Source organism: Streptomyces sp. NPDC002790 (genome assembly GCF_040295505.1).
Lineage (GTDB): Bacteria > Actinomycetota > Actinomycetes > Streptomycetales > Streptomycetaceae > Streptomyces.
This window is the reverse complement of record NZ_JBEOVM010000123.1, coordinates 1-18,170: the sequence shown is the minus strand read 5'-3', so window position 1 is coordinate 18,170 and position 18,170 is coordinate 1. Positions and strand designations below refer to the sequence as shown.

The 18,170-nt window shown below is 70.8% G+C and carries 20 protein-coding genes; 8 read left to right on the top strand and 12 right to left on the bottom strand.

The window, feature by feature from the left end:
- Nucleotides 1-99 precede the first annotated feature (99 nt).
- Together ABT004_RS31680 and ABT004_RS31675 are read right to left on the bottom strand one after the other, a co-directional pair.
- The gene (locus tag ABT004_RS31680) at nt 100-1,035 is read right to left on the bottom strand and encodes a PRC and DUF2382 domain-containing protein (RefSeq protein WP_351343518.1); all 936 of its coding nucleotides are present in this window, start codon (nt 1,033-1,035) and stop codon (nt 100-102) included.
- 241 nt (nt 1,036-1,276) lie between these two features.
- Nucleotides 1,277-2,521 (bottom strand): TerD family protein, encoded by a 1,245-nt coding sequence (locus ABT004_RS31675; RefSeq protein ID WP_351343527.1) that lies wholly within the window; start codon nt 2,519-2,521, stop codon nt 1,277-1,279.
- 145 nt (nt 2,522-2,666) lie between these two features.
- Here ABT004_RS31675 and ABT004_RS31670 point away from each other — a divergent pair, with 145 nt between their 5' ends.
- Entirely contained in the window at nt 2,667-4,160 is a 1,494-nt protein-coding gene (locus ABT004_RS31670) for an amino acid permease (RefSeq protein WP_351343524.1), read from the top strand.
- A gap of 6 nt (nt 4,161-4,166) precedes the next feature.
- Here the strand turns inward: ABT004_RS31670 and ABT004_RS31665 are convergent, their stop codons facing one another.
- Nucleotides 4,167-5,657, bottom strand: coding sequence for an alkaline phosphatase PhoX (locus ABT004_RS31665; RefSeq protein WP_351343516.1), 1,491 nt, complete (start codon nt 5,655-5,657; stop codon nt 4,167-4,169).
- A 134-nt stretch (nt 5,658-5,791) separates the two neighbouring features.
- Between ABT004_RS31665 and ABT004_RS31660 the strand changes: the two genes are divergently transcribed.
- The 4 genes from ABT004_RS31660 (at nt 5,792) to ABT004_RS31645 (ending at nt 8,542) form a co-directional block, all read left to right on the top strand.
- Complete coding sequence (locus tag ABT004_RS31660; protein WP_351343521.1) at nt 5,792-6,547, top strand: SDR family NAD(P)-dependent oxidoreductase; 756 nt, start codon at nt 5,792-5,794, stop codon at nt 6,545-6,547.
- 86 nt (nt 6,548-6,633) lie between these two features.
- On the top strand, nt 6,634-6,873 hold the full coding sequence (locus ABT004_RS31655) for a hypothetical protein (RefSeq protein WP_351343513.1): 240 nt from the start codon (nt 6,634-6,636) through the stop codon (nt 6,871-6,873).
- A 50-nt stretch (nt 6,874-6,923) separates the two neighbouring features.
- A complete protein-coding gene (locus tag ABT004_RS31650) occupies nt 6,924-8,078 on the top strand; it encodes a chymotrypsin family serine protease (RefSeq protein ID WP_351343510.1) in 1,155 nt (384 codons plus the stop codon).
- A gap of 17 nt (nt 8,079-8,095) precedes the next feature.
- Nucleotides 8,096-8,542: a hypothetical protein gene (locus ABT004_RS31645; RefSeq protein ID WP_351343507.1), complete on the top strand. Its 447-nt coding sequence runs from the start codon at nt 8,096-8,098 to the stop codon at nt 8,540-8,542.
- Nucleotides 8,543-8,736: 194 nt separating this feature from the next.
- Here ABT004_RS31645 and ABT004_RS31640 read toward each other — a convergent pair whose 3' ends face one another.
- Entirely contained in the window at nt 8,737-10,176 is a 1,440-nt protein-coding gene (locus ABT004_RS31640; RefSeq protein WP_351343504.1) for a hypothetical protein, read from the bottom strand.
- Nucleotides 10,177-10,388: 212 nt separating this feature from the next.
- Here ABT004_RS31640 and ABT004_RS31635 point away from each other — a divergent pair, with 212 nt between their 5' ends.
- Nucleotides 10,389-12,227 carry a DUF8508 domain-containing protein gene (locus ABT004_RS31635; protein ID WP_351343501.1) on the top strand — a complete coding sequence of 613 codons (1,839 nt, stop codon included), beginning with the start codon at nt 10,389-10,391 and terminating at the stop codon, nt 12,225-12,227.
- Nucleotides 12,228-12,246: 19 nt separating this feature from the next.
- Here the strand turns inward: ABT004_RS31635 and ABT004_RS31630 are convergent, their stop codons facing one another.
- From ABT004_RS31630 to ABT004_RS31615, 4 genes are all read right to left on the bottom strand, one after another.
- The gene (locus ABT004_RS31630; protein ID WP_351343498.1) at nt 12,247-12,999 is read right to left on the bottom strand and encodes an SRPBCC family protein; all 753 of its coding nucleotides are present in this window, start codon (nt 12,997-12,999) and stop codon (nt 12,247-12,249) included.
- A 63-nt stretch (nt 13,000-13,062) separates the two neighbouring features.
- Nucleotides 13,063-13,779 carry a hypothetical protein gene (locus ABT004_RS31625; protein ID WP_351343496.1) on the bottom strand — a complete coding sequence of 239 codons (717 nt, stop codon included), beginning with the start codon at nt 13,777-13,779 and terminating at the stop codon, nt 13,063-13,065.
- Nucleotides 13,776-13,961: a hypothetical protein gene (locus tag ABT004_RS31620; RefSeq protein ID WP_351343494.1), complete on the bottom strand. Its 186-nt coding sequence runs from the start codon at nt 13,959-13,961 to the stop codon at nt 13,776-13,778. Before ABT004_RS31620 ends, ABT004_RS31625 begins: the two co-directional genes overlap by 4 nt.
- Nucleotides 13,958-14,257, bottom strand: coding sequence for a hypothetical protein (locus ABT004_RS31615; protein ID WP_351343492.1), 300 nt, complete (start codon nt 14,255-14,257; stop codon nt 13,958-13,960). Before ABT004_RS31615 ends, ABT004_RS31620 begins: the two co-directional genes overlap by 4 nt.
- Nucleotides 14,258-14,469: 212 nt before the next feature.
- Here ABT004_RS31615 and dapA point away from each other — a divergent pair, with 212 nt between their 5' ends.
- Nucleotides 14,470-15,357, top strand: coding sequence for a 4-hydroxy-tetrahydrodipicolinate synthase (gene dapA, locus ABT004_RS31610; protein ID WP_351343490.1), 888 nt, complete (start codon nt 14,470-14,472; stop codon nt 15,355-15,357).
- Between the two features lie 81 nt (nt 15,358-15,438).
- Here the strand turns inward: dapA and ABT004_RS31605 are convergent, their stop codons facing one another.
- Entirely contained in the window at nt 15,439-15,585 is a 147-nt protein-coding gene (locus ABT004_RS31605) for a hypothetical protein (protein WP_351343489.1), read from the bottom strand.
- Nucleotides 15,586-15,724: 139 nt separating this feature from the next.
- Here ABT004_RS31605 and ABT004_RS31600 point away from each other — a divergent pair, with 139 nt between their 5' ends.
- Nucleotides 15,725-16,045, top strand: coding sequence for an SCO4225 family membrane protein (locus tag ABT004_RS31600; protein ID WP_351343487.1), 321 nt, complete (start codon nt 15,725-15,727; stop codon nt 16,043-16,045).
- 72 nt (nt 16,046-16,117) lie between these two features.
- Here the strand turns inward: ABT004_RS31600 and dapD are convergent, their stop codons facing one another.
- The 3 genes from dapD to ABT004_RS31585 all read right to left on the bottom strand — a co-directional run bounded on the left by dapD (nt 16,118) and on the right by ABT004_RS31585 (nt 18,058).
- Complete coding sequence (gene dapD / locus ABT004_RS31595) at nt 16,118-17,119, bottom strand: 2,3,4,5-tetrahydropyridine-2,6-dicarboxylate N-succinyltransferase (RefSeq protein ID WP_351343485.1); 1,002 nt, start codon at nt 17,117-17,119, stop codon at nt 16,118-16,120.
- A 79-nt stretch (nt 17,120-17,198) separates the two neighbouring features.
- Nucleotides 17,199-17,738 (bottom strand): TetR/AcrR family transcriptional regulator, encoded by a 540-nt coding sequence (locus ABT004_RS31590; RefSeq protein WP_351343483.1) that lies wholly within the window; start codon nt 17,736-17,738, stop codon nt 17,199-17,201.
- Nucleotides 17,738-18,058, bottom strand: a complete 321-nt coding sequence (locus ABT004_RS31585) for a DMT family transporter (RefSeq protein ID WP_351343481.1) — start codon at nt 18,056-18,058, stop codon at nt 17,738-17,740. Before ABT004_RS31585 ends, ABT004_RS31590 begins: the two co-directional genes overlap by 1 nt.
- Nucleotides 18,059-18,170: the final 112 nt, after the last annotated feature.

Genomic DNA, 18,170 nt, shown 5'->3' with positions numbered 1-18,170 from the left:
TTTCCGCCGGGGGGGGGGCCCGTAATTGGGTGTGGGGGCCGCCCCACACCGCTGGGGGGGCCGGCCGCCCGGGGGGGCCCCCACTGCTGTGTGCTGCGGTCAGTGGCGCGGCCCGCGACGGCCCCGACCCTCACCGGGCATGCCGTCGTCCTTCGGCTCGTCGAACTCGATCTTCTCCTTGCGGACGGTGTCGGAGACCTCCTTCGTCTCCGTGACCTTCTCGGTCTCAAGGCGGACGCGCTCGACCGGAACGGTCTCCTTCCGGACGACCGCACGCTCCGCGTGCAGCGTCACCTCGGTCTCGCCCTCGCCGATGGTGGCCTTCCCGCCGTCGCCCTCACGGATCGGTTCGCGCACGACGCGGACCTCTTCGTGGGACACGGGCACCGACGTGGTGACGTTCTCCGTCTCCACGGTCTTGCGCAGGTGCGCGTGGCCGACTTCCTGCTCCTCGACGCCCACACGCAGGCGCTCCTCGGAGCGGATCATCTCGTCGGCCTTGCGGTCGCCGTCCGCGCCGGCTCCGGAGCGCATGGCAGGTTCCCGTGCGCCGGCACCCGCGTGCCGCCCGGCGTCCGAACGTGCGCCGGCTCCGGCGCCCATGGCACCGGCCGCGCCCGCGGCACCCGCCGTGCCGGCCGTGCCCGCCGCCCCCATCCGCCCCGTGTCGGCCTGGGCCGGTCGCTGGGGCTGGGTGTCGGCCGCGCCCGTCGAGGGGCGCGTCATGCCGTAGTGCGTGTACAGCTCGCTCTTCTCGGACTCGTCGAGGTGCTGGTCGGCGTCGACCCGCGGCGCGTCCTTGACCGCTTCCTTGGTGTACCGCACGTTGAGCCGCTCGCTGTCGTGCGTGGCACCCCTGAGCGGCACGAAGGTCTCCTTCATGCCGAAGAGGCCCGTCTTGACCGTCACCCAGTCGGCGTTGCCTGTCCTGTCATCGAGGTAGACCCGCTCGACGCTGCCGATCTTCTCCCCAGTGCGGTCATAGGCGGTGAGCCCCACAAGGGCATCGGGGTTGTTGATCTCGCTCTGCGTCATGCGTGATCACTCCCTTCGGGACATGGAGGCGGCTGGTGGCCGCCGCTTGGGCCATGTGCCTCAGGTCCATCGCGCGCCGTACCGGGAAAGTTCGCAACAAGGGGCTTCACTCGGTGTAGCCGTTACGCCTGGTGAACGGGCCGTTTCGGCCCCATGGAGGGGCACGGGGCACGGCCCGGCCGGATACGCCGAGTGCCGCCATCCGAGTGAACAGTTGCTGTTCACAACCGTCGCCGCGTCCCTACAGCGCCTTCGCCGCGGGCTTCACCATTCCGCGCACCGTCCGTGACTTCACGAACTCGCCGATCGCCGTCATCTCCCACTCGCCGGAGAACTGCTTGATCAGCTTCGCCATCATCACGCCCGTCTGCGCCTCGGCGTTCGTGAGGTCGAAGCGGACCAGCTCCTCGTCCGTCGCCGCGTCGACGAGGCGGCAGTACGCCTTGGCGACCTCGGTGAACTTCTGTCCCGTGAACGAGTTCACCGTGAAGACCAGGCCCGTGACCTCCTGCGGGATGCGGCCCAGGTCCACGACGATCACCTCGTCGTCACCACCGCCCTCGCCCGTGAGGTTGTCGCCGGAGTGCTTGATCGCGCCGCCCACGATCGAGAGCTTGCCGAAGTAGCAGCTGTCGACGTGGTTGCGCTGCGGCCCGTACGCGATGACCGACGCGTCCAGGTCGATGTCCTTGCCGCGGTAGGCGGGCTCCCAGCCGAGGCCCATCTTGATCTGCGAGAGCAGCGGCTTGCCGCCCTTGACCAGGGACACCGTCTGGTTCTTCTGGAGGGAGACGCGGCCCTTGTCGAGGTTGATCTTCCCGGAGCCGGGCGCCGGGGCAGACGCGGGCGCGGCCGCGGCAGGCGCGGCGACCGGCGGGGGCGGGGCCGTCCGCGGGTCCACCGGCGGCGTCGTCGGCGCGGGCATCGCGGCCACCGGCGGGGCGGGCGCGGCCTGCGGGGCCGGGGCGGCGGCGGGTGCCGCGGGGGCCGCCGGCTCCTCCACCGACACGCCGAAGTCCGTGGCGATACCCGCCAGACCGTTCGCATACCCCTGGCCCACCGCGCGCGCCTTCCACGCGCCGTTCCTCAGGTACACCTCCATGACCACCAGCGCCGTCTCCGCACCGAGCTGCGGCGGGGTGAACGTGGCGAGGACCGAGCCGTCGTCCGCGCCGCGGATCGTGGCCGTCGGCTCGACGCCCTGGAACGACTGGCCCGCGGCGTCCGGGCTCGCGGTGACGACGATCTTCTCGATGCCCGGCGGCACGGCGGACGTGTCCACCGTGATGGAGTCCGGCGCGGTGCCGCCCCCCGACGTGTACGTCACACCGGGCCCCGAGGGCTGGTTGTAGAAGATGAAGTCGTCGTCCGAGCGCACCTTGCCGTCGGCGGTGAGCAGCAGGCCCGATACGTCGAGCCGCACGGGCGCCGTGACGTCAACCGCCACGCGCTGCACGGTGAGCGGGATGTTCGAGCCGGGAGTCATTGCGGTCATGCCTGGGGTAACGACCGACCCCGCTTTACCGTTCCCTTACCCGGCGATTTTGCGGGGGACTTTTCTCGGCCCCGCACGCCTGCGGCGCGTAGCTGCGACGCCGGGCGGTTAATTTGCGAGAGTGCCCGACGTGAACATGCACAAAGGCCACCGAACCGGACCGGCGGGTGAAGACCCCCACCTGGACGACCCGATCACCGCCGAAGGGGTCGCCGACGCCGGTGACCTCGGGTACAGCAAGAGCCTCAAGCCCCGCCACATCAGCATGATCGCGATCGGTGGGGCGATCGGCACGGGGCTCTTCCTCGGTGCGGGCGGCAACCTCGCGAAGGCGGGACCCGCCCTCGCGTTCGCCTACGCGATCTGCGGCATGTTCGCCTTCTTCGTGGTGCGGGCGCTGGGCGAACTGGTCGTCCACCGGCCGTCCTCCGGCTCCTTCGTCAGCTACGCGCGCGAATTCCTCGGCGAGCGGGGCGCGTTCGTGGCCGGCTGGATGTACGTACTGAACTGGTCATCGGCCGGGATGGCCGACATCACCGCCGTCGCCCTGTACGTGCACTACTGGTCGATGTTCACGACGATCCCGCAGTGGGCGCTGGCCGCGGTCGCCCTCGCGATCGTGCTGACCATCAACCTCATCTCCGTGAAGAGCTTCGGTGAGATGGAGTTCTGGTTCGCCATCGTGAAGGTGGCGGCCCTGGTGCTGTTCCTGCTGATCGGGATCTTCTTCCTGGTGACAGGGAAGCCGGTGGACGGGACCTACGACCCGGGTGTCTCGCTCATCAGCGACAACGGCGGATTCTTCCCGCTGGGCGTGCTGCCGGTCGTCCTCATCACCCAGACCGTGGTCTTCGCGTACGCGGCGGTCGAGATGGTCGGCGTGACGGCCGGCGAGACCGCGGAGCCGGAGAAGGTCGTGCCGAAGGCCGTGAACTCGATCATGTGGCGTGTCGGCATCTTCTACGTCGGCTCGGTCGTGATGCTGACACTGCTGCTGCCCTGGACGGCGTACTCGGCGAACGAGAGCCCGTTCGTGACGGTCCTGTCGAAGATCGGGGTGCCGTCGGCGGGCGGGATCATGAACCTGGTGGTGCTGACCGCCGCCATGTCCTCGCTCAACTCGGGGCTCTACACCACGGGCCGCATCCTGCGCTCGATGTCGATGGCGGGCTCGGCCCCGTCCTTCACGGCCCGGATGAGCGGCAGCCATGTCCCGTACGGCGGGATCCTGCTGACGGCGACGGTGGCGATGTTCGGGGTCGCGCTCAACGCGTGGCTGCCGGACGACGCGTTCGCCATCGTCACGAACGTCTCCTCGCTCGGCGTCATCTCCACCTGGGTCATGATCATGCTCTGTCACCTGGTGTTCGTGCGGCGGGCGCGGGAGGGCGTCGTGCACCGGCCCGCGTTCCGGCTGTGGGCCTCGCCGTGGATCGAGCTGACCACGATCGCGTTCCTGCTCGCCGTGATCGTGATGATGTGGTTCGACAAGGACGGTGCGGGCCGCAACACGGTGCTGATGCTGATCCCGATCGCGGTGTGCCTGACGATCGGCTGGTACGCGGTGCGGGGGCGGGTCCACCGGATCGCCGCGGAACGCGAGGCGCCGCCGGTGGACCCGCTCCAGTGACTCCCGTTATTTCTGGCGCTTCCAGGGGCCCTTGATCGCCAGCATGATGCCGGGGTTCTGGATGTTCGCGTAGAGGGTCGAGCCGTCGGGCGAGAACGTCACGCCCGTCATCTCGCTGTACTCCGGCTCCGCCGCGGTCCCGATGTTCAGGTCGTTGCGCGCGATCGGGTACGTACGGCCCCGCTCGGTCGCCCCGAACAGGTGCTGGATGCCCTCGCCGTCCTCGGAGATGACCAGACCGCCGTACGGGGAGACGGTGATGTTGTCCGGGCCGTCGAGGGCGCCGTCCTTCGACGGGTCCGGGTTCACGCCGAGCAGCACCTTCAGCGTCAGCGTGCGGCGCTTGGGGTCGTAGAACCAGACCTGGCCGTCGTGCGCGACGGGGCTCTCCTCGCGGGCGAACGAGGAGACGACGTAGGCGCCGCCGTCACCCCACCACATGCCCTCGAGCTTGCGGGCGCGGGTGATCTCGCCGTCCTTGAACTGCTTGCGCGTGGAGACCGACTTGGCGTCGCGGTCGGGGACGTCGACCCAGTCCACGCCGTACGTCGTGCCGATCTTCGTGGCGCGGGACAGGTCGTCGACGAAGCGGCCGCCCGAGTCGAAGCACCGGGTCGCCTGCAGCACGCCCGCGTCGTCGGCGAGGGTGCGCAGCTTGCCGCGGCCGTGCTCGAAGCCCTTCGGCGGAACCCAGCGGTAGAGCAGGCCGTTGGGGCCCGAGGCGTCCTCGGTGAGATAGGCGTGGCCGCGCTTGGGGTCGATGACGACGGCCTCGTGCGCGTAGCGGCCGAAGGCCTTGATGGGCTTCGGGGACCTGTTGGCGAATGGGGTCTCCCCTGCTCGAACGGAGTTGAGAGCTTGGGGATGGTCGACCGGGTCGACCTCGAAGACGTAGCCGTGGTCCTTGGTGAAGCCGTACTTGCCGGCCTTGTCCTCGGTCTCCTCGCAGGTCAGCCAGGTGTTCCACGGGGTGTGCCCGCCCGCGCAGTTGGTGGCCGTGCCGGCGATGCCGACCCACTCGGCGACCTCGCCGCCCCTGCGGACCTCCACGACGGTGCAGCCGCCGGCCGCCATCGGGTCGTAGACGAGGCCCTCGGTCAGCGGCACCGGGTGCGGCCAGTCGGCACGGGCGCCCGCCAGCTCATGGTTGTTGACGAGCAGCGTGGCGCCGCGCGGGCCCGCGAAGGTGGCGGTGCCGTCGTGGTTGGAGGGCGTGAACTCACCGGACTCCAGCTTGGTCTTCCCGCAGTACGTGATGACCGTGTACGAGAAGCCCTCGGGCAGCGCGAGGATGCCGTCGGGGTCGTCGATCAGCGGACCGTAGCCGACTCCCCCGCCCTTGCCCTTGTCCTTGCCCTTGAGTACGTCGACGCCCCCGTCGTCGGTGGCCGCGAGGGCGTTCGGCGCGGTGGCCAGGGAGCCGACGGACCCGGCGAGCGCGATGCCCGCGCCGGTGGCCGCGGATCGTCTGGTGAAGTCCCTGCGAGTGAGCGACATGGTGGCTGTCTCCCGTGGTGATCGATGAGAGTGAACGGGCCCTGTTTTCGGCCATACGTTCTCGCTCGCGTATAAACGGCGGTTGAACACCGTCCGACGTCGAGGGGCCCACTGCCGTGACATCCGTGAATTCCGTGAATCTTCCGCCCTCCGGCCGCCGGGTCCTCGTCTCCGGGGCCTCGCGGGGCCTCGGCCGGGCGCTCGCCCGCGCCTTCGCGACGAACGGCGACCGGGTGGCGGTGCACTACGGCTCGCGGGAGGACGAGGCGCGGGCCACGCTCGACTCGCTCACGGGTGACGGGCACGTCCTCGTCGGCGGCGACATCTCCGACCCCGAGGGCGCGCAGTCCGTCGCCGAGCGGGCGGCGGACGGCCTCGGCGGCCTCGACGTCCTGGTCAACAACGCGGCCGTGAACCTGCCGCATCCGCCGGCCACCACCTCGTACGAGGAGTGGGCCCGGCTGTGGCAGAGCCACGTCTCCGTCAATCTGCTCGGCACCGCGAACCTCAGCCACCTCGCCGCGCGGCGCATGATCGGGCAGGGCACGGCGGGCCGGATCGTCAACATCGGCTCGCGCGGCGCCTTCAAGGGCGAGCCCGACCACCCGGCGTACGGGGCGACGAAGGCGGCCGTGCACGCGCTCGGCCAGTCCCTCGCGGTGGCGCTCGCGCCGCACGGGATCGGGGTGGCGTCGGTGGCGCCCGGCTTCATCGAGACGGAGCGGGTGGCGCACCGGCTGACCGACGAGGTGCGCGCGCAGAGCCCGTTCGGCCGCGTGGCGTCGGCCGAGGAGATCGCCGATGCCGTCCTGTGGCTCGCCTCACCGGCCGCGCAGTGGGCCTCCGGCACCGTCCTCGACCTGAACGGCGCCTCGTACCTGCGTACGTGACGTCTCCGTATTTCGCGCGGTACACCTTGACCGGTCTGCCGTGCGGCAATAGACAGGCGGCAGAAGACAGTTCGGAGGTGCGGGCCGTGGACGTACGCCAGGCACGCGCCCTCCATGAGAGCCGGCTGATGAGGCTGGCCAATGTCACCGGAGTCGGGACCGGGAAGGACGAACACTCGGGCGAGGACGTCATCGTCGTCTTCGTGACCCGCAAAGTGCCCCGCGACCGGCTCCGTGCGGAGGACGTCGTCCCCGAAGCGCTCGACGGGGTACCGGTGCGTGTGCTCGCGATCGGCGACGTGCACGCCCAAAACGACGAGCGGTGAGGGGTCCCCCGCACTTCAGCGGCAAGTCAGGGGAATAGAGGTGGTCTGGCGTGCGCCAGCCCGAATTGATGCGCGGACCCGCCGGAGGGCAGCTCAGCGACAGCTCCCGGCAGCAAGCGACCAGTGATTTCCTGCGGCGCGAGGCGCCCCTTGCCAATGTGGTCGGCTTCGGCCACGGCGTGAAATGGTCGAACGGCGAGCCGACGGGCGAGGAGGCCGTCCTCGTCTTCGTGACCCAGAAAGTACCCGAATCCCTGCTGCCGGAACGGGATGTGATTCCGCGTCAGATGGACGACGGCACCCCGACCGACATCGTGGCCGTCGGCCATATCTCCGCCCACCGCCGGCAGAGCCGCCCCTCCGGAGCCCGCTCCGAAGAGGTCACGTACGGCCCCGACGGCGGTATCGCCCAGCAGTTCTCCGGCCACGGCCAGCCACTGCTCGAAGAGCTCGGCGGGCTCCAGGGCTTCGAGCCGCAGCAGCTCGTACGCCGGATGCGCCCTTGCCCCTCCGGCTTCTCGGTCGGCAACGTCGCCATCACCGCGGGCACCCTCGGCAGCGTGGTCTACGACTTCCTGCCGGGCGCCACGGTGGACCCGCCGGGGCCTGGCCTCGGCACCCCGGCGAAGTTCTACATCCTCTCCAACAACCACGTCCTCGCCGACTCCAACCGGGCCCAGCTGGGCAGCGCCATCGTGCAGCCCGGCCGGTTCGACGGCGGCACGGACCCCGCGGACCGCATCGCCACGCTGTCCCGCTTCATCACCATCCAGTTCGCCCCGCAGACGCCGCTCGACCGGCAGAACAACGTGGTCGACTGCGCGCTCGCCGAGGTCCAGTTCCAGGACGCCACGCGGGACCAGTACTTCAGCGGACCGCCGCGCGCCTGGCGCCGCAAGGCGAACGTCGCGGTCGGCGACCTGGTGAAGAAGACGGGCCGTACGACGAACGTGTCCTTCGGCCGGATCGTCTCGGTCGACGCCACTATCGACGTCAACTACGGCACGGCGGGCACGGCCCGCTTCAAGGACCAGATCCTCACCACCAACATGTCCGCGGGCGGGGACTCCGGTTCGCTCGTGACGTCCTACGACAACGTGGCGGTCGGCCTGCTCTTCGCCGGGTCGACGACGGTCACGGTCGAGAACCACATCGAGAACGTGCGCACCCTGCTGCGCGTCGAGATCGCTGAGCAACTGGCATAGGAGGTGACGGAAACGCCATGACCACTCAGGCACGCAAGGGCAAGAACCAGAGCCGCTCGGAACACCGCTTCCACAACCCGCAGGGTGCGGAGGTCAAGACCCGCGACGAGGCGTTCGCCACGCAGCGCGAGGTGTCGGCGGAGGCGCTGACGGTCGACTGCAAGCTGGAGTTGAACAACGGTTCGGTCACCTTCGCCATCACCGCGAAGATAAACCCGAACACGCACCCGTTCGTGGTGACCGGCGGCCAGATCACGTCGGGCATCTGCGGAGCCCCGTGGGACATCACGGGCGGCTTCATCGGCGACACCATCCGCCTGGACGCGAAACGGTCGGGCCAGGGTTCGTGCGCCTCCACGATCACGCTGATAGGCGAATTCCAGAACCCACCGTCCTACCGCGGCACATACGGCTTCGACGGCGCGTCCTCATCCTTCAAACACACGACGCGGTATCTCTGCTAGTCCCGCGCGCACCATCAGCGGCGGCTGAGTAGATCAAGTCTCGGCGGCGAGGCGCACCATTCGTGCCTCCTCGCCGCCGAGGCGCACATTCATGCCTCTTCGGCGGCGAATGCGCACAAATCAAGCCCCGCCGGCGATTGAGGCGCGGGGTCCGGGGCAGAGCCCCGCGACCGCAACCACGGCGCCGCGCACCCTCAACTCCCGCCGGCGGACCGCGCCTTGAACGCCGCCTTCCGCGCCTCCTTCGCCACCTTCTTATCGGGATGCAACCGCCCCATCGCCTCCAACACATCCGCGGTAGCGGGATGTTCCACCCGCCACGCCGCCGCGAAAAACCCCCCGTGCTGCGCCGCAAGCCCCTCCACCAACGCCTGCAACTCCTCCGAGTTCCCCTCGATGGAAAGCTGCGCGGCGATCGTGTCGACGGTCAACCAGAACACCAGGTCCTGCGACGGCGCCGGTACATCCGCAAACCCGTGCTCGGCCAGCCACACCCGCGCAAGCCCCCCAAGCTCCGCATCGTCGAGCACCTCACGCAGCGCCGGCTCCGCCTCCCCACCGACCAACGAAAGCGCCTGCTGGCACCGCAGTCGCCGCAGCGGCGCCCACTCGTCGCCGCCACGCGCCGCACCCAACAACTCCCGCGCCGCGGCCAGCGGTTCGCGCCGCGCGAGCCACTGCTCGATCTCGACCTGCGCGGCGGCCTCGGGGAACCCGGTGGTGCCGTCGAGCAGCGCGTCGGCACCCTTGTCGGCGAGGTCGCCGACGGCCGGCGCGTCCAGTCCCGCGTCGAGCATCCGGGCCCGGACCCCGTACAGGCCGAGCGGGGTGAGCCGCACCATCCCGTAGCGGGAGACGTCGGAGTCGTCGACCGGCTCGGCGACCGGCTCGTCGGCGTCGGCCATGAGCGCCTCGTCGACCGGCTGGAACTCCACCAGGCCGATCGGGTCGAGCATCCGGAACTGGTCGTCGAGCCGCATCATCGCGTCGGACACCTGCTCCAGCACGTCGTCCGTCGGCTGGCCCATGTCGTCGGGCACGATCATCGACGCGGCGAGCGCGGGCAGCGGCACGGCCTCCTCGCCCGCTCCGCCCTCGCTGACGGTCAGCAGGTAGAGGTTGCCGAGCACGCCCTCCAGGAACTCGGACTCCGCCTCGGGGTCCCAGTCGAGCTGCGAGAAGTCGATGTCGCCGCCCTCCTCGATGGCGCCGACCAGGTCGTCGAGGTCGGGCACGCTCGCGTCGGCGAGCACGGTGTCGAGCGCGCCCAGCCACACCGTGAGCACGTCGGAGGGGCCGCCGGAGGTGAGCGTGCCGAGCTCCTCGCCGACCGTGACGGTGCCCTCTTCCTCGTCGACGACCTCCACGAGGCCCGTGTCGACGGCGATGCGCCAGGCCTCGCTCGCGTACGCGGCACTGTCGGCCTCGTCGATGGTCTCGGTGAGCCCCAGCTCGGCCGCGGCGGCGGGCAGCTGCTCCTCGACGAGTTCACCGCCCGCGCCGACCCGGGTCTCGGGACCGGCCCAGCGGGCGAGCTTCACCGCGCGGGACAGCAGGGGGGTGGCAAGGGCGTCCCGCGCCAGCTCCGCTTCGGCGGGCAGCCGCACCGGCGGCAGGGGGGAGCTGTCTGACATCGGCTGGTTCTCCTAGGGGGACGTGCAGGGGGCCTACGTTGCGTTGCGACCGCCCAGCCTAGACGGATTTACACCCATGCTGCCGGGTTCACGGACCGGTCGGCTTCTCCTCATGTCCCCGACATCCCCGAAACCTTGACAACTCGTGGGCGCAGGACGGAAATTGACGCGCGTAGAAGGCGTCGCACGCCTCTCCCGACTAGGAGTCGAACATGAAGCCGAGCAAGTACGTGCTGTCCCGGTCGCGCCTCGCCGCGCTGTCCGTCGCCTGCGCGGCGGTGTCCGGCACCCTCGCCACGCTCCCCGCCCACCCGGCCGCGGCCGCCGACGTCGCCATCCACGACATCCAGGGCGCCACCCGCATATCCCCGCTCGCCGGACAGCAGGTCACCGGCGTGACGGGGGTGGTGACGGGCGTCAGAACGTACGGCTCGTCCCGCGGCTTCTGGTTCCAGGACACCGAGCCGGACGCCGACCCGGCCACCAGCGAGGGCGTCTTCGTCTTCACGAGTTCCACTCCCACCGTGCGGGTCGGGGACTCCGTCACCGTCTCCGCGACGGTCTCCGAGTACGTGCCCGGCGGCGCCTCGTCCGGCAACCAGTCGCTCACCGAGCTGACGAAGCCGACCGTGACCGTGAACTCCTCGGGCAACCGGGTGCCGGTCACCACGATCAGCGACAAGTCGGTCCCGCGCGCGTACGCGCCACAGGGCGACCCGGCGGCGAAAGGCTCGGTCAACAAGCTGCCCCTGCACCCGCGCGCGTACGCCCTCGACTACTACGAGTCGCTCGAGGGCCAGAACGTGCGCGTCGGCTCCTCGCGGGTCGTCACCGCGTCCGACGCGTACGGCGAGCTGTGGGTCACCGTGAAGCCGCACGAGAACCGCACGAAGCACGGCGGCACCCGCTACGGCTCGTACGCGGACCAGAACGGCGGGCGCCTGCAGATCCAGTCGCTCGGCGCGCTCGCGGACTTCCCCGCGGCCGACGTCGGTGACGTCCTGTCCGGCGCCACCGAGGGCCCGCTCGACTTCAACCAGTACGGTGGATACACGCTGGTGGCACGGGAGTTGGGGGTCATGAAGCAGTCCGCACTTCAGCCCGAGACGACCCGCGCGCAGAAGCCGGGCGAGCTGGCCGTGGCGACGTACAACGTGGAGAACCTCGACCCGTCCGACGCCACCTTCGACGCGCACGCCGCCGCGATCGTCGACCGTCTGCGCTCGCCCGACATCGTGTCCCTGGAGGAGATCCAGGACAACAACGGCGCGAAGAACGACGGGACGGTCGCCGCGGACGCGACGATGCGCAAGCTGATCGACGCGATCGCCGCCGCGGGCGGCCCCCGCTACGACTGGCGTTCGGTCGACCCGGAGAACAACAAGGACGGTGGCGAGCCGGGCGGCAACATCCGCCAGGTCTTCCTGTTCAACCCGGACCGCGTGTCCTTCACCGGCCGCCCTGGCGGCGACGCCACCACACCCGTGGGCGTGACCAGCGAGAACGGCCGGGCGGCGCTCACCGCGTCACCCGGCCGCGTGGCGCCCGGAGACGCCGCGTGGGCGAACAGCCGCAAGCCGCTGGCCGGCGAGTTCACGTTCCGCGGCAAGCCGGTCTTCGTGATCGCCAACCACTTCGCGTCCAAGGGCGGCGACCAGGGCCTGACCTCCCAGTACCAGCCGCCCGCGCGCTCCTCGGAGACGCAGCGGCACGCACAGGCGACGGTGGTGAACACCTTCGCCAACGACATCCTGAAGGCGCAGCCGGACGCGGACGTGATCGCACTCGGCGACATCAACGACTTCGAGTTCTCCGGCACGGCCCAGCGCCTGGAGGCCGGCGGCGCGCTCTGGTCGGCGATCAAGTCCCTGCCGAAGCACGAGCGTTATACGTATGACTACCAGGGCAACAGCCAGGTCCTCGACCAGATCCTGATCAGTCCGTCGATCAGGGCCAAGGACGCGTTCGCGTACGACAGCGTGCACATCAACAGCGAGTTCCACGACCAGATCAGCGATCACGACCCGCAGGTACTGCGCTTCCGTCCCTAGAACCGCCCGGCTCCAGGGGCTACGCGAAGACGTGCGCCAGCCAGTCGCCCCACTCGCCCTCGTTCCGCGCGGCGTCCGCGTCCTGTGCGAAGTCGTGGACGCTGACGCCGACGGGCGCGCCCCAGTGGCCGCGCCCGAAGAAGCGGTACAGGGCGTCCTCGGTGCGCAGCCCGAGGAAATGGGCGTCGCGGTAGTCGAGCACGGCGTCCAGGGTCTGCCCGGCCGGGCCCTGGACGCGGACCCGCGCGCCCTCCGTCGCGTCGGAGGGCAGGCCGAGCGCGCGGCCGACGGCGGTGAGCGCCTCGCGGTTCGCGGAGGTGCCGGGCCCGTCGAGCGTGGCGAAGGCGATCGGGCGGCCCGCGAAGTGCGTCACGTACTGGCGCAGCGTGTGCAGGTAGAAGTCGGTGTGCTTGTCGGCGCCGTCGAAGAGGTCGTCCCAGTTCTCGGTGAAGACGCCGCTGTGGACGTAGCGGACCCGGGACCGGGCGCCGCCGTCGCGCGGCTCGATGGTCCAGTCGAGCTGATTGAGCGGCTGTCCGGGCGGCAGGGCGGCCGGGTCGTCGGAGCGGACGGTGAGCCGGCGCGGCGGGTCCCACACGGTCAGTACGGAGTGGAAGGGGCCCTCGCCGCCCTCCTTGGGCTCGTACTCCATGGGCCACAGCCAGCCGCCGGACCCCTTGGTGACGGCGTCCCACACCTGCTGGGGGCCGACGCCGACCTCGAACTCGCGCGGGATCTCGAACGGCTTTCCGCCGTCACGGGCCCCGCTCATGACCGCCGAATCCGTCGCATGAACTCACGGTCCCACAGGTCGGCCGAGCCCGCCCCCGCTCGACTACCCACCACTTCCCATCGCCCGCCCCAGGCGCGCCAACTGCCCCTGGAACCAGTCGAGTCGCGCCTGGAGCAGTGCCGCTTCCGCGGCCGGTTCGGGCATCTGTGGGGCGGGCCCCCGCGGCCCCACCCCCGGTGCGGCGCGCACCCGCAGCCCGTCACCCGCGATCCGGGCGAACGCCTCCAGGGTCCAGCGCGGCCGCCCACCCGTCGCCCGCCGCCACCCTTCTGCGGAAGTCGCTGCGCTCCCCTCCCCTTCGACGCACCCGGCGCACGCCGCCTCCAGCACCAGCCGGCCGTCGCACCCCCACCCCGCGTCGGCGAGCACGGCCGCCTCGGTGCCGCACGGACACGGCCCGACGGTGGCGGCGCGCACCCGCTGACGTCCGTAGCGGAACCCGCGCTCGAACCGGATGTAGGGCCCGAGGACGGACACCTCGATCAGTACCGCCCTGCGATGCTCGGCCTGCACCAACAGCCCTTCCGCGCACCGGCGTTCGTGTACGCAGTGGAATCCGCAGTCGCAGCGCCGGTGCGGCGCGCGGTGCCGTCGCCCGTATACGCAGCGCGCCTCGTCGAGCACCTTGTAGGGCGCGGCGGCACCGAGCGAGACACCCAGGAAACCGGCGCTCCCACCGTCCGCGGCGAGCACGGGGTGGGCGATCTTGTAACCGGTGGGCGGCTCCGCCGGGCGCTCCTGAGGGAGCCGCAGCCTCATCGCGCGGCCGGGACCTCGGCGGGCTCCGGTACGGCCTCGGCGCGCACGGCGGTCTCGGGCGTCAACTCCCGTGCATTGCCGTCCACTTCGGTCCGCTCGGTCCGCTCGGGCCGCTCGGGCCGCTCGGTCGTCCGCGGCGTTTCTTCGGCGATTCCGGTGGCGAGTGCCCTGCCCAGCCTCATGGCGCCTCCCCTGAACGGCCTTCGGCGACCCGGTTGCCGGTCACCGGCCTCTCATGGTGGCGCATACGACCCGATTTGGCACCGGTCCGGTCGGCGTCCTGCACGAGCAGGGCATGCTCGTCGGCCACCACGGCCTCGGCCACGGCGACCGCCCGCTCCCCCGCGAGCCGCAGCCCGGCCTGCGACCAGGGCGCGGGCGCCGGGTGCCTGCGCCGCCACCACACGGCGCACGCCGCGTAGACCCCACTCGCACACATCACCGCGGGCGCGGCAAGCGCCATCACCATCTCTCGCACCACACGCACCTCGCGAACTGACCAGCATCTTCACTGCGGTTCATCGGGTTCCCGCCGCGCCACCTGAAGTGCACATCTCAGCCAAACCTGGCGCAAAGCGGCACACTCCAGCCCTGTTGCCCGGATTCCGCCTCAACACTTCAGCAGTGCTTCGCACCACCTCGTAGCAGAATTAAGTGGAGCTACACAGCGCCCGGGCCGACACTCCCCTCATGACCGACGCAACCCCACGCCCCTCCCCCTTCAACCGCGCCCTGTGCGCCATGGTCACGCCCTTCACACGTACGGGCGCGCTCGACCTCGCCGCCGCCCAGAAGCTGGCCGACCAGCTGGTCACCGAAGGCTGCGAAGGTCTCGTCCTCTCCGGCACGACCGGAGAGTCGCCGACGACGACGGACGCGGAGAAGGCCGACCTCGTACGGGCGGCGCGCGAGGCGGTCGACGGCCGCGCGAAGGTCGTCGCCGGCATCGGCACGTCCGATACCCGCCACACCGTCGACCTCGCCCGCCAGGCCCAACAGGCGGGCGCCGAAGGCCTGTTGGTGGTCACCCCGTACTACAGCCGCCCACCGCAGGACGCAATCGAGGCACACTTCCGCACGGTCGCCGACGCCACGGGCCTCCCCCTGATGCTGTACGACATCCCCGGCCGCACCGGCACCCGCATCGAGCCGGAGACGATGATCCGGCTCGCGGCCCACCCCCGGATCGTCGCCGTGAAGGACTGCGCGTACGACCTTCTCGGCACCCAACGGGTCATGTCCAAAACGAACTTGGCGTACTACACGGGCTGCGACGAGTACGTCCTGGCGCTGTACGCACTGGGCGGCGCGGGCTACGTCTCGACGGTCTCGAACGTGGCGCCCGCCGCCTTCCGCGCCGTCATCGACGCGTACGACGCGGGCGACACGGCGGAGGCCGCGCGCCGCCAGCAACTCACCATCCCTCTCACCCAGTTGATGATGAACGCGGGTCTGCCGGGCACGGTCACCGTGAAGGCGCTCCTCGGCAACCCGGTCCGCGCACCCCTGCGACCCGCCGGCCAGGAAGCGACCGACGGGCTGCGAGTGGCGCTCGACAAGCTGCTCAGCGCGTCGTGAACAGGGGCGACCAGCGCCCCGGACAGTCGACCGACGCTTTGAGGAAGTCGCTCAGCTGGACGACCTTGTCGCTGCCGACCGTCACCAGCAGCAACTGGCTTCGGAACTCGCCCTTGCCATCGCGAGCAGTTGCTGCGCGGGCAGCCTGTCGACGAGTTCGCCGGTCCGCGCGTCGTTCACGGCGACGGCGATCTCCTTCTTCCCGCCCACGAGGTCACCGTCGGGCACGAACCGAAAGTCCTCCGGACCGCTGCCGTCGGCGGTCTCCCTGAGTGGACGAACTCAGGTACGGATACTCATGACGGCGGCGCCCACCCCGCGTGACCATGGGAGAAGAACGGCACCACCACCCACGGGGAGACGACCCATGAATGCCCGCACGCTTCTTCGCCTGACCGTCACCAACCCGGCTTCGGCGATCTACCTCGGCCTCGTCGGCGCGTCCGTCCTGTTCACCGGCGTCGTCGTACTGACGTCCTCCGACCCGGGCTTCGTCGGGGTCTGGCCCTTCTTCTTCACCGCCCCGACGTCCCTGCTCGCGATGGGGATCATCGGCGCGGTCGGTGGCACGGACGCGCCCACGTGGCTGCTCGCCACCGGCATCGCCGTGAGCGCCCTTCTCCAGTCCCTGGCGCTCGGCGCGGCCCTGGAGGCCCTGCGCGGCCGCCGCGTCGGCCGGACCGCCTGACACCCTCCGCGGACACACGAGCGCCCTCCCGTGAGCCACGGGAGGGCGCTCGCCTGTACCGGCCGACGCAGGTCAGTTGTGGCTGTGCAGCACCTCGTTGAGGCCGCCCCACACCGCGTTGTTCGGGCGGGCCTCGACCGTGCCGGTCACCGAGTTGCGGCGGAAGAGGATGTTGGAGGCGCCGGAGAGTTCGCGGGCCTTGACGACCTGGCCGTCGGGCATCGTGACGCGGGTGCCCGCCGTGACGTACAGGCCCGCCTCGACGACGCACTCGTCGCCGAGCGCGATGCCCACGCCCGCCTCGGCGCCGACGAGGCAGCGCTCGCCGATGACGATACGGACGTTGCCGCCGCCGGAGAGCGTGCCCATGGTGGAGGCGCCGCCGCCGATGTCGGAGCCGTCGCCGACGACGACGCCCGCGGAGATGCGGCCCTCGACCATCGACGTACCGAGCGTGCCGGCGTTGAAGTTCACGAAGCCCTCGTGCATGACCGTGGTGCCCTCGGCGAGGTGCGCGCCCAGGCGGACGCGGTCCGCGTCGGCGATGCGCACGCCCTTGGGGGCGACGTAGTCCGTCATGCGCGGGAACTTGTCCACGGAGGTCACCTGGAGGTTCAGGCCCTCGGCGCGCGCGTTCAGCCGGGCCGTCTCCAGGTTGTCGACGGCGACCGGGCCGAGCGAGGTCCAGGCCACGTTGGTGAGGAGGCCGAACAGGCCGTCCAGGTTCTGGCCGTGCGGCTTCACCAGGCGGTGGGAGAGCAGGTGCAGGCGCAGGTAGCCGTCGTGCGCGTCGAACGGCTTGTCGTCGAGGGACCCGATGACCGTGCGGACGGCCACGATCTCCACGCCACGACGGGCGTCGCTGCCGATCGCCTTCGCCGCGCCCTCGCCGAGCAGCTCGACGGCCTTCTCGGCGGAGAGCTTCTCGGTCCCGGCCGGACCGGCCTCGGCGACGAGCTCGGGCTTCGGGAACCAGGTGTCGAGCACGGTGCCGTCGGTCGTGATGGTGGCGAGACCGGCGGCGACGGCGCCGGTGGAGCGAGGACCTGCAGGGGAGGGTGTGGTGTCGGTCATGGGGCCAAACCTAATCGGCGCGGGCCCGTGGAGGCCAACCGGTGCCCACCCCCATCTCACCAGCCGGGCGCCGCCGCGCTCAGGGGATCAGCCGCGCCAGCATCTGCCGCGTGTACCCGGCGTCGTACTCGCCGCCCGTCAGCAGCACTTGGAGCGAGATCCCGTCCATCAGCGCGACCAGCGCCCGCGCGGTGACCGGGTCGGTGCGCCGGGAGACGACCTCCGCGAGCTCCTCGCACCACTCGGCGGCGACGGGCCGCAGCGCCGGCCTGCGCAGTGCGGCCAGATACAGCTCGTACTCCAGCTCCACGCCGTCCCGGTCCCCCGCCAGCCACTCGCCGAGCACCGCGGCCAACTCGGCGGGCAGATCGCTGTCCGGGTCCTCGATGGCGTGGTGCCCCGCGAGGACCTTCGCGAAGCCCTCGTTGGCCTGCCGCAGCGCGGCCACCATCAGCTCGTCGAGCGTCTTGAAGTGGTACGTGGTCGAGCCGAGCGGCACATCGGCCTCGCGGGCGACGGACCGGTGGCTGAGCCCGCCGATCCCCTTCGACCCGACGACCCGGATCGCGGCGTCGATGATCCGCTGGCGGCGCTCGGGATCGTAGCGGCGCGTGGCCATCAGTGCGCCCCGCCCAGATTGAGCAGCACGACGCCGCCGATGACGAGGACGATCCCGCCGACCTTGGCGAGCGTCAGGCCCTCGCCCAGGAACAGCATGCCGATCGCGGCGATGATCGCCGTGCCGGTGCCCGCCCAGATCGCGTAGGCGGTGCCGATCTGCACGGTCTTCAGCGTCTGCGCGAGCAGCGCGAACGCGACGAGGTAGCCGGCGACGGTGAGCAGCGAGGGCCAGAGCCGGCTGAACCCCTCGCTGTACTTCATGGCGGTGGTGGCCCCCACCTCGGCGACTATGGCGCCGCCCAGCAGCACATATCCCATGTGTACGAGTGTACATAACGGAAGCAAAAACAAGCCCCGCCGGCGATTGAGGAGAAGCGGGGTTGCGGTCGCGGGGCTCTGCCCCGGACCCCGCGCCTCAATCGCCGGCGGG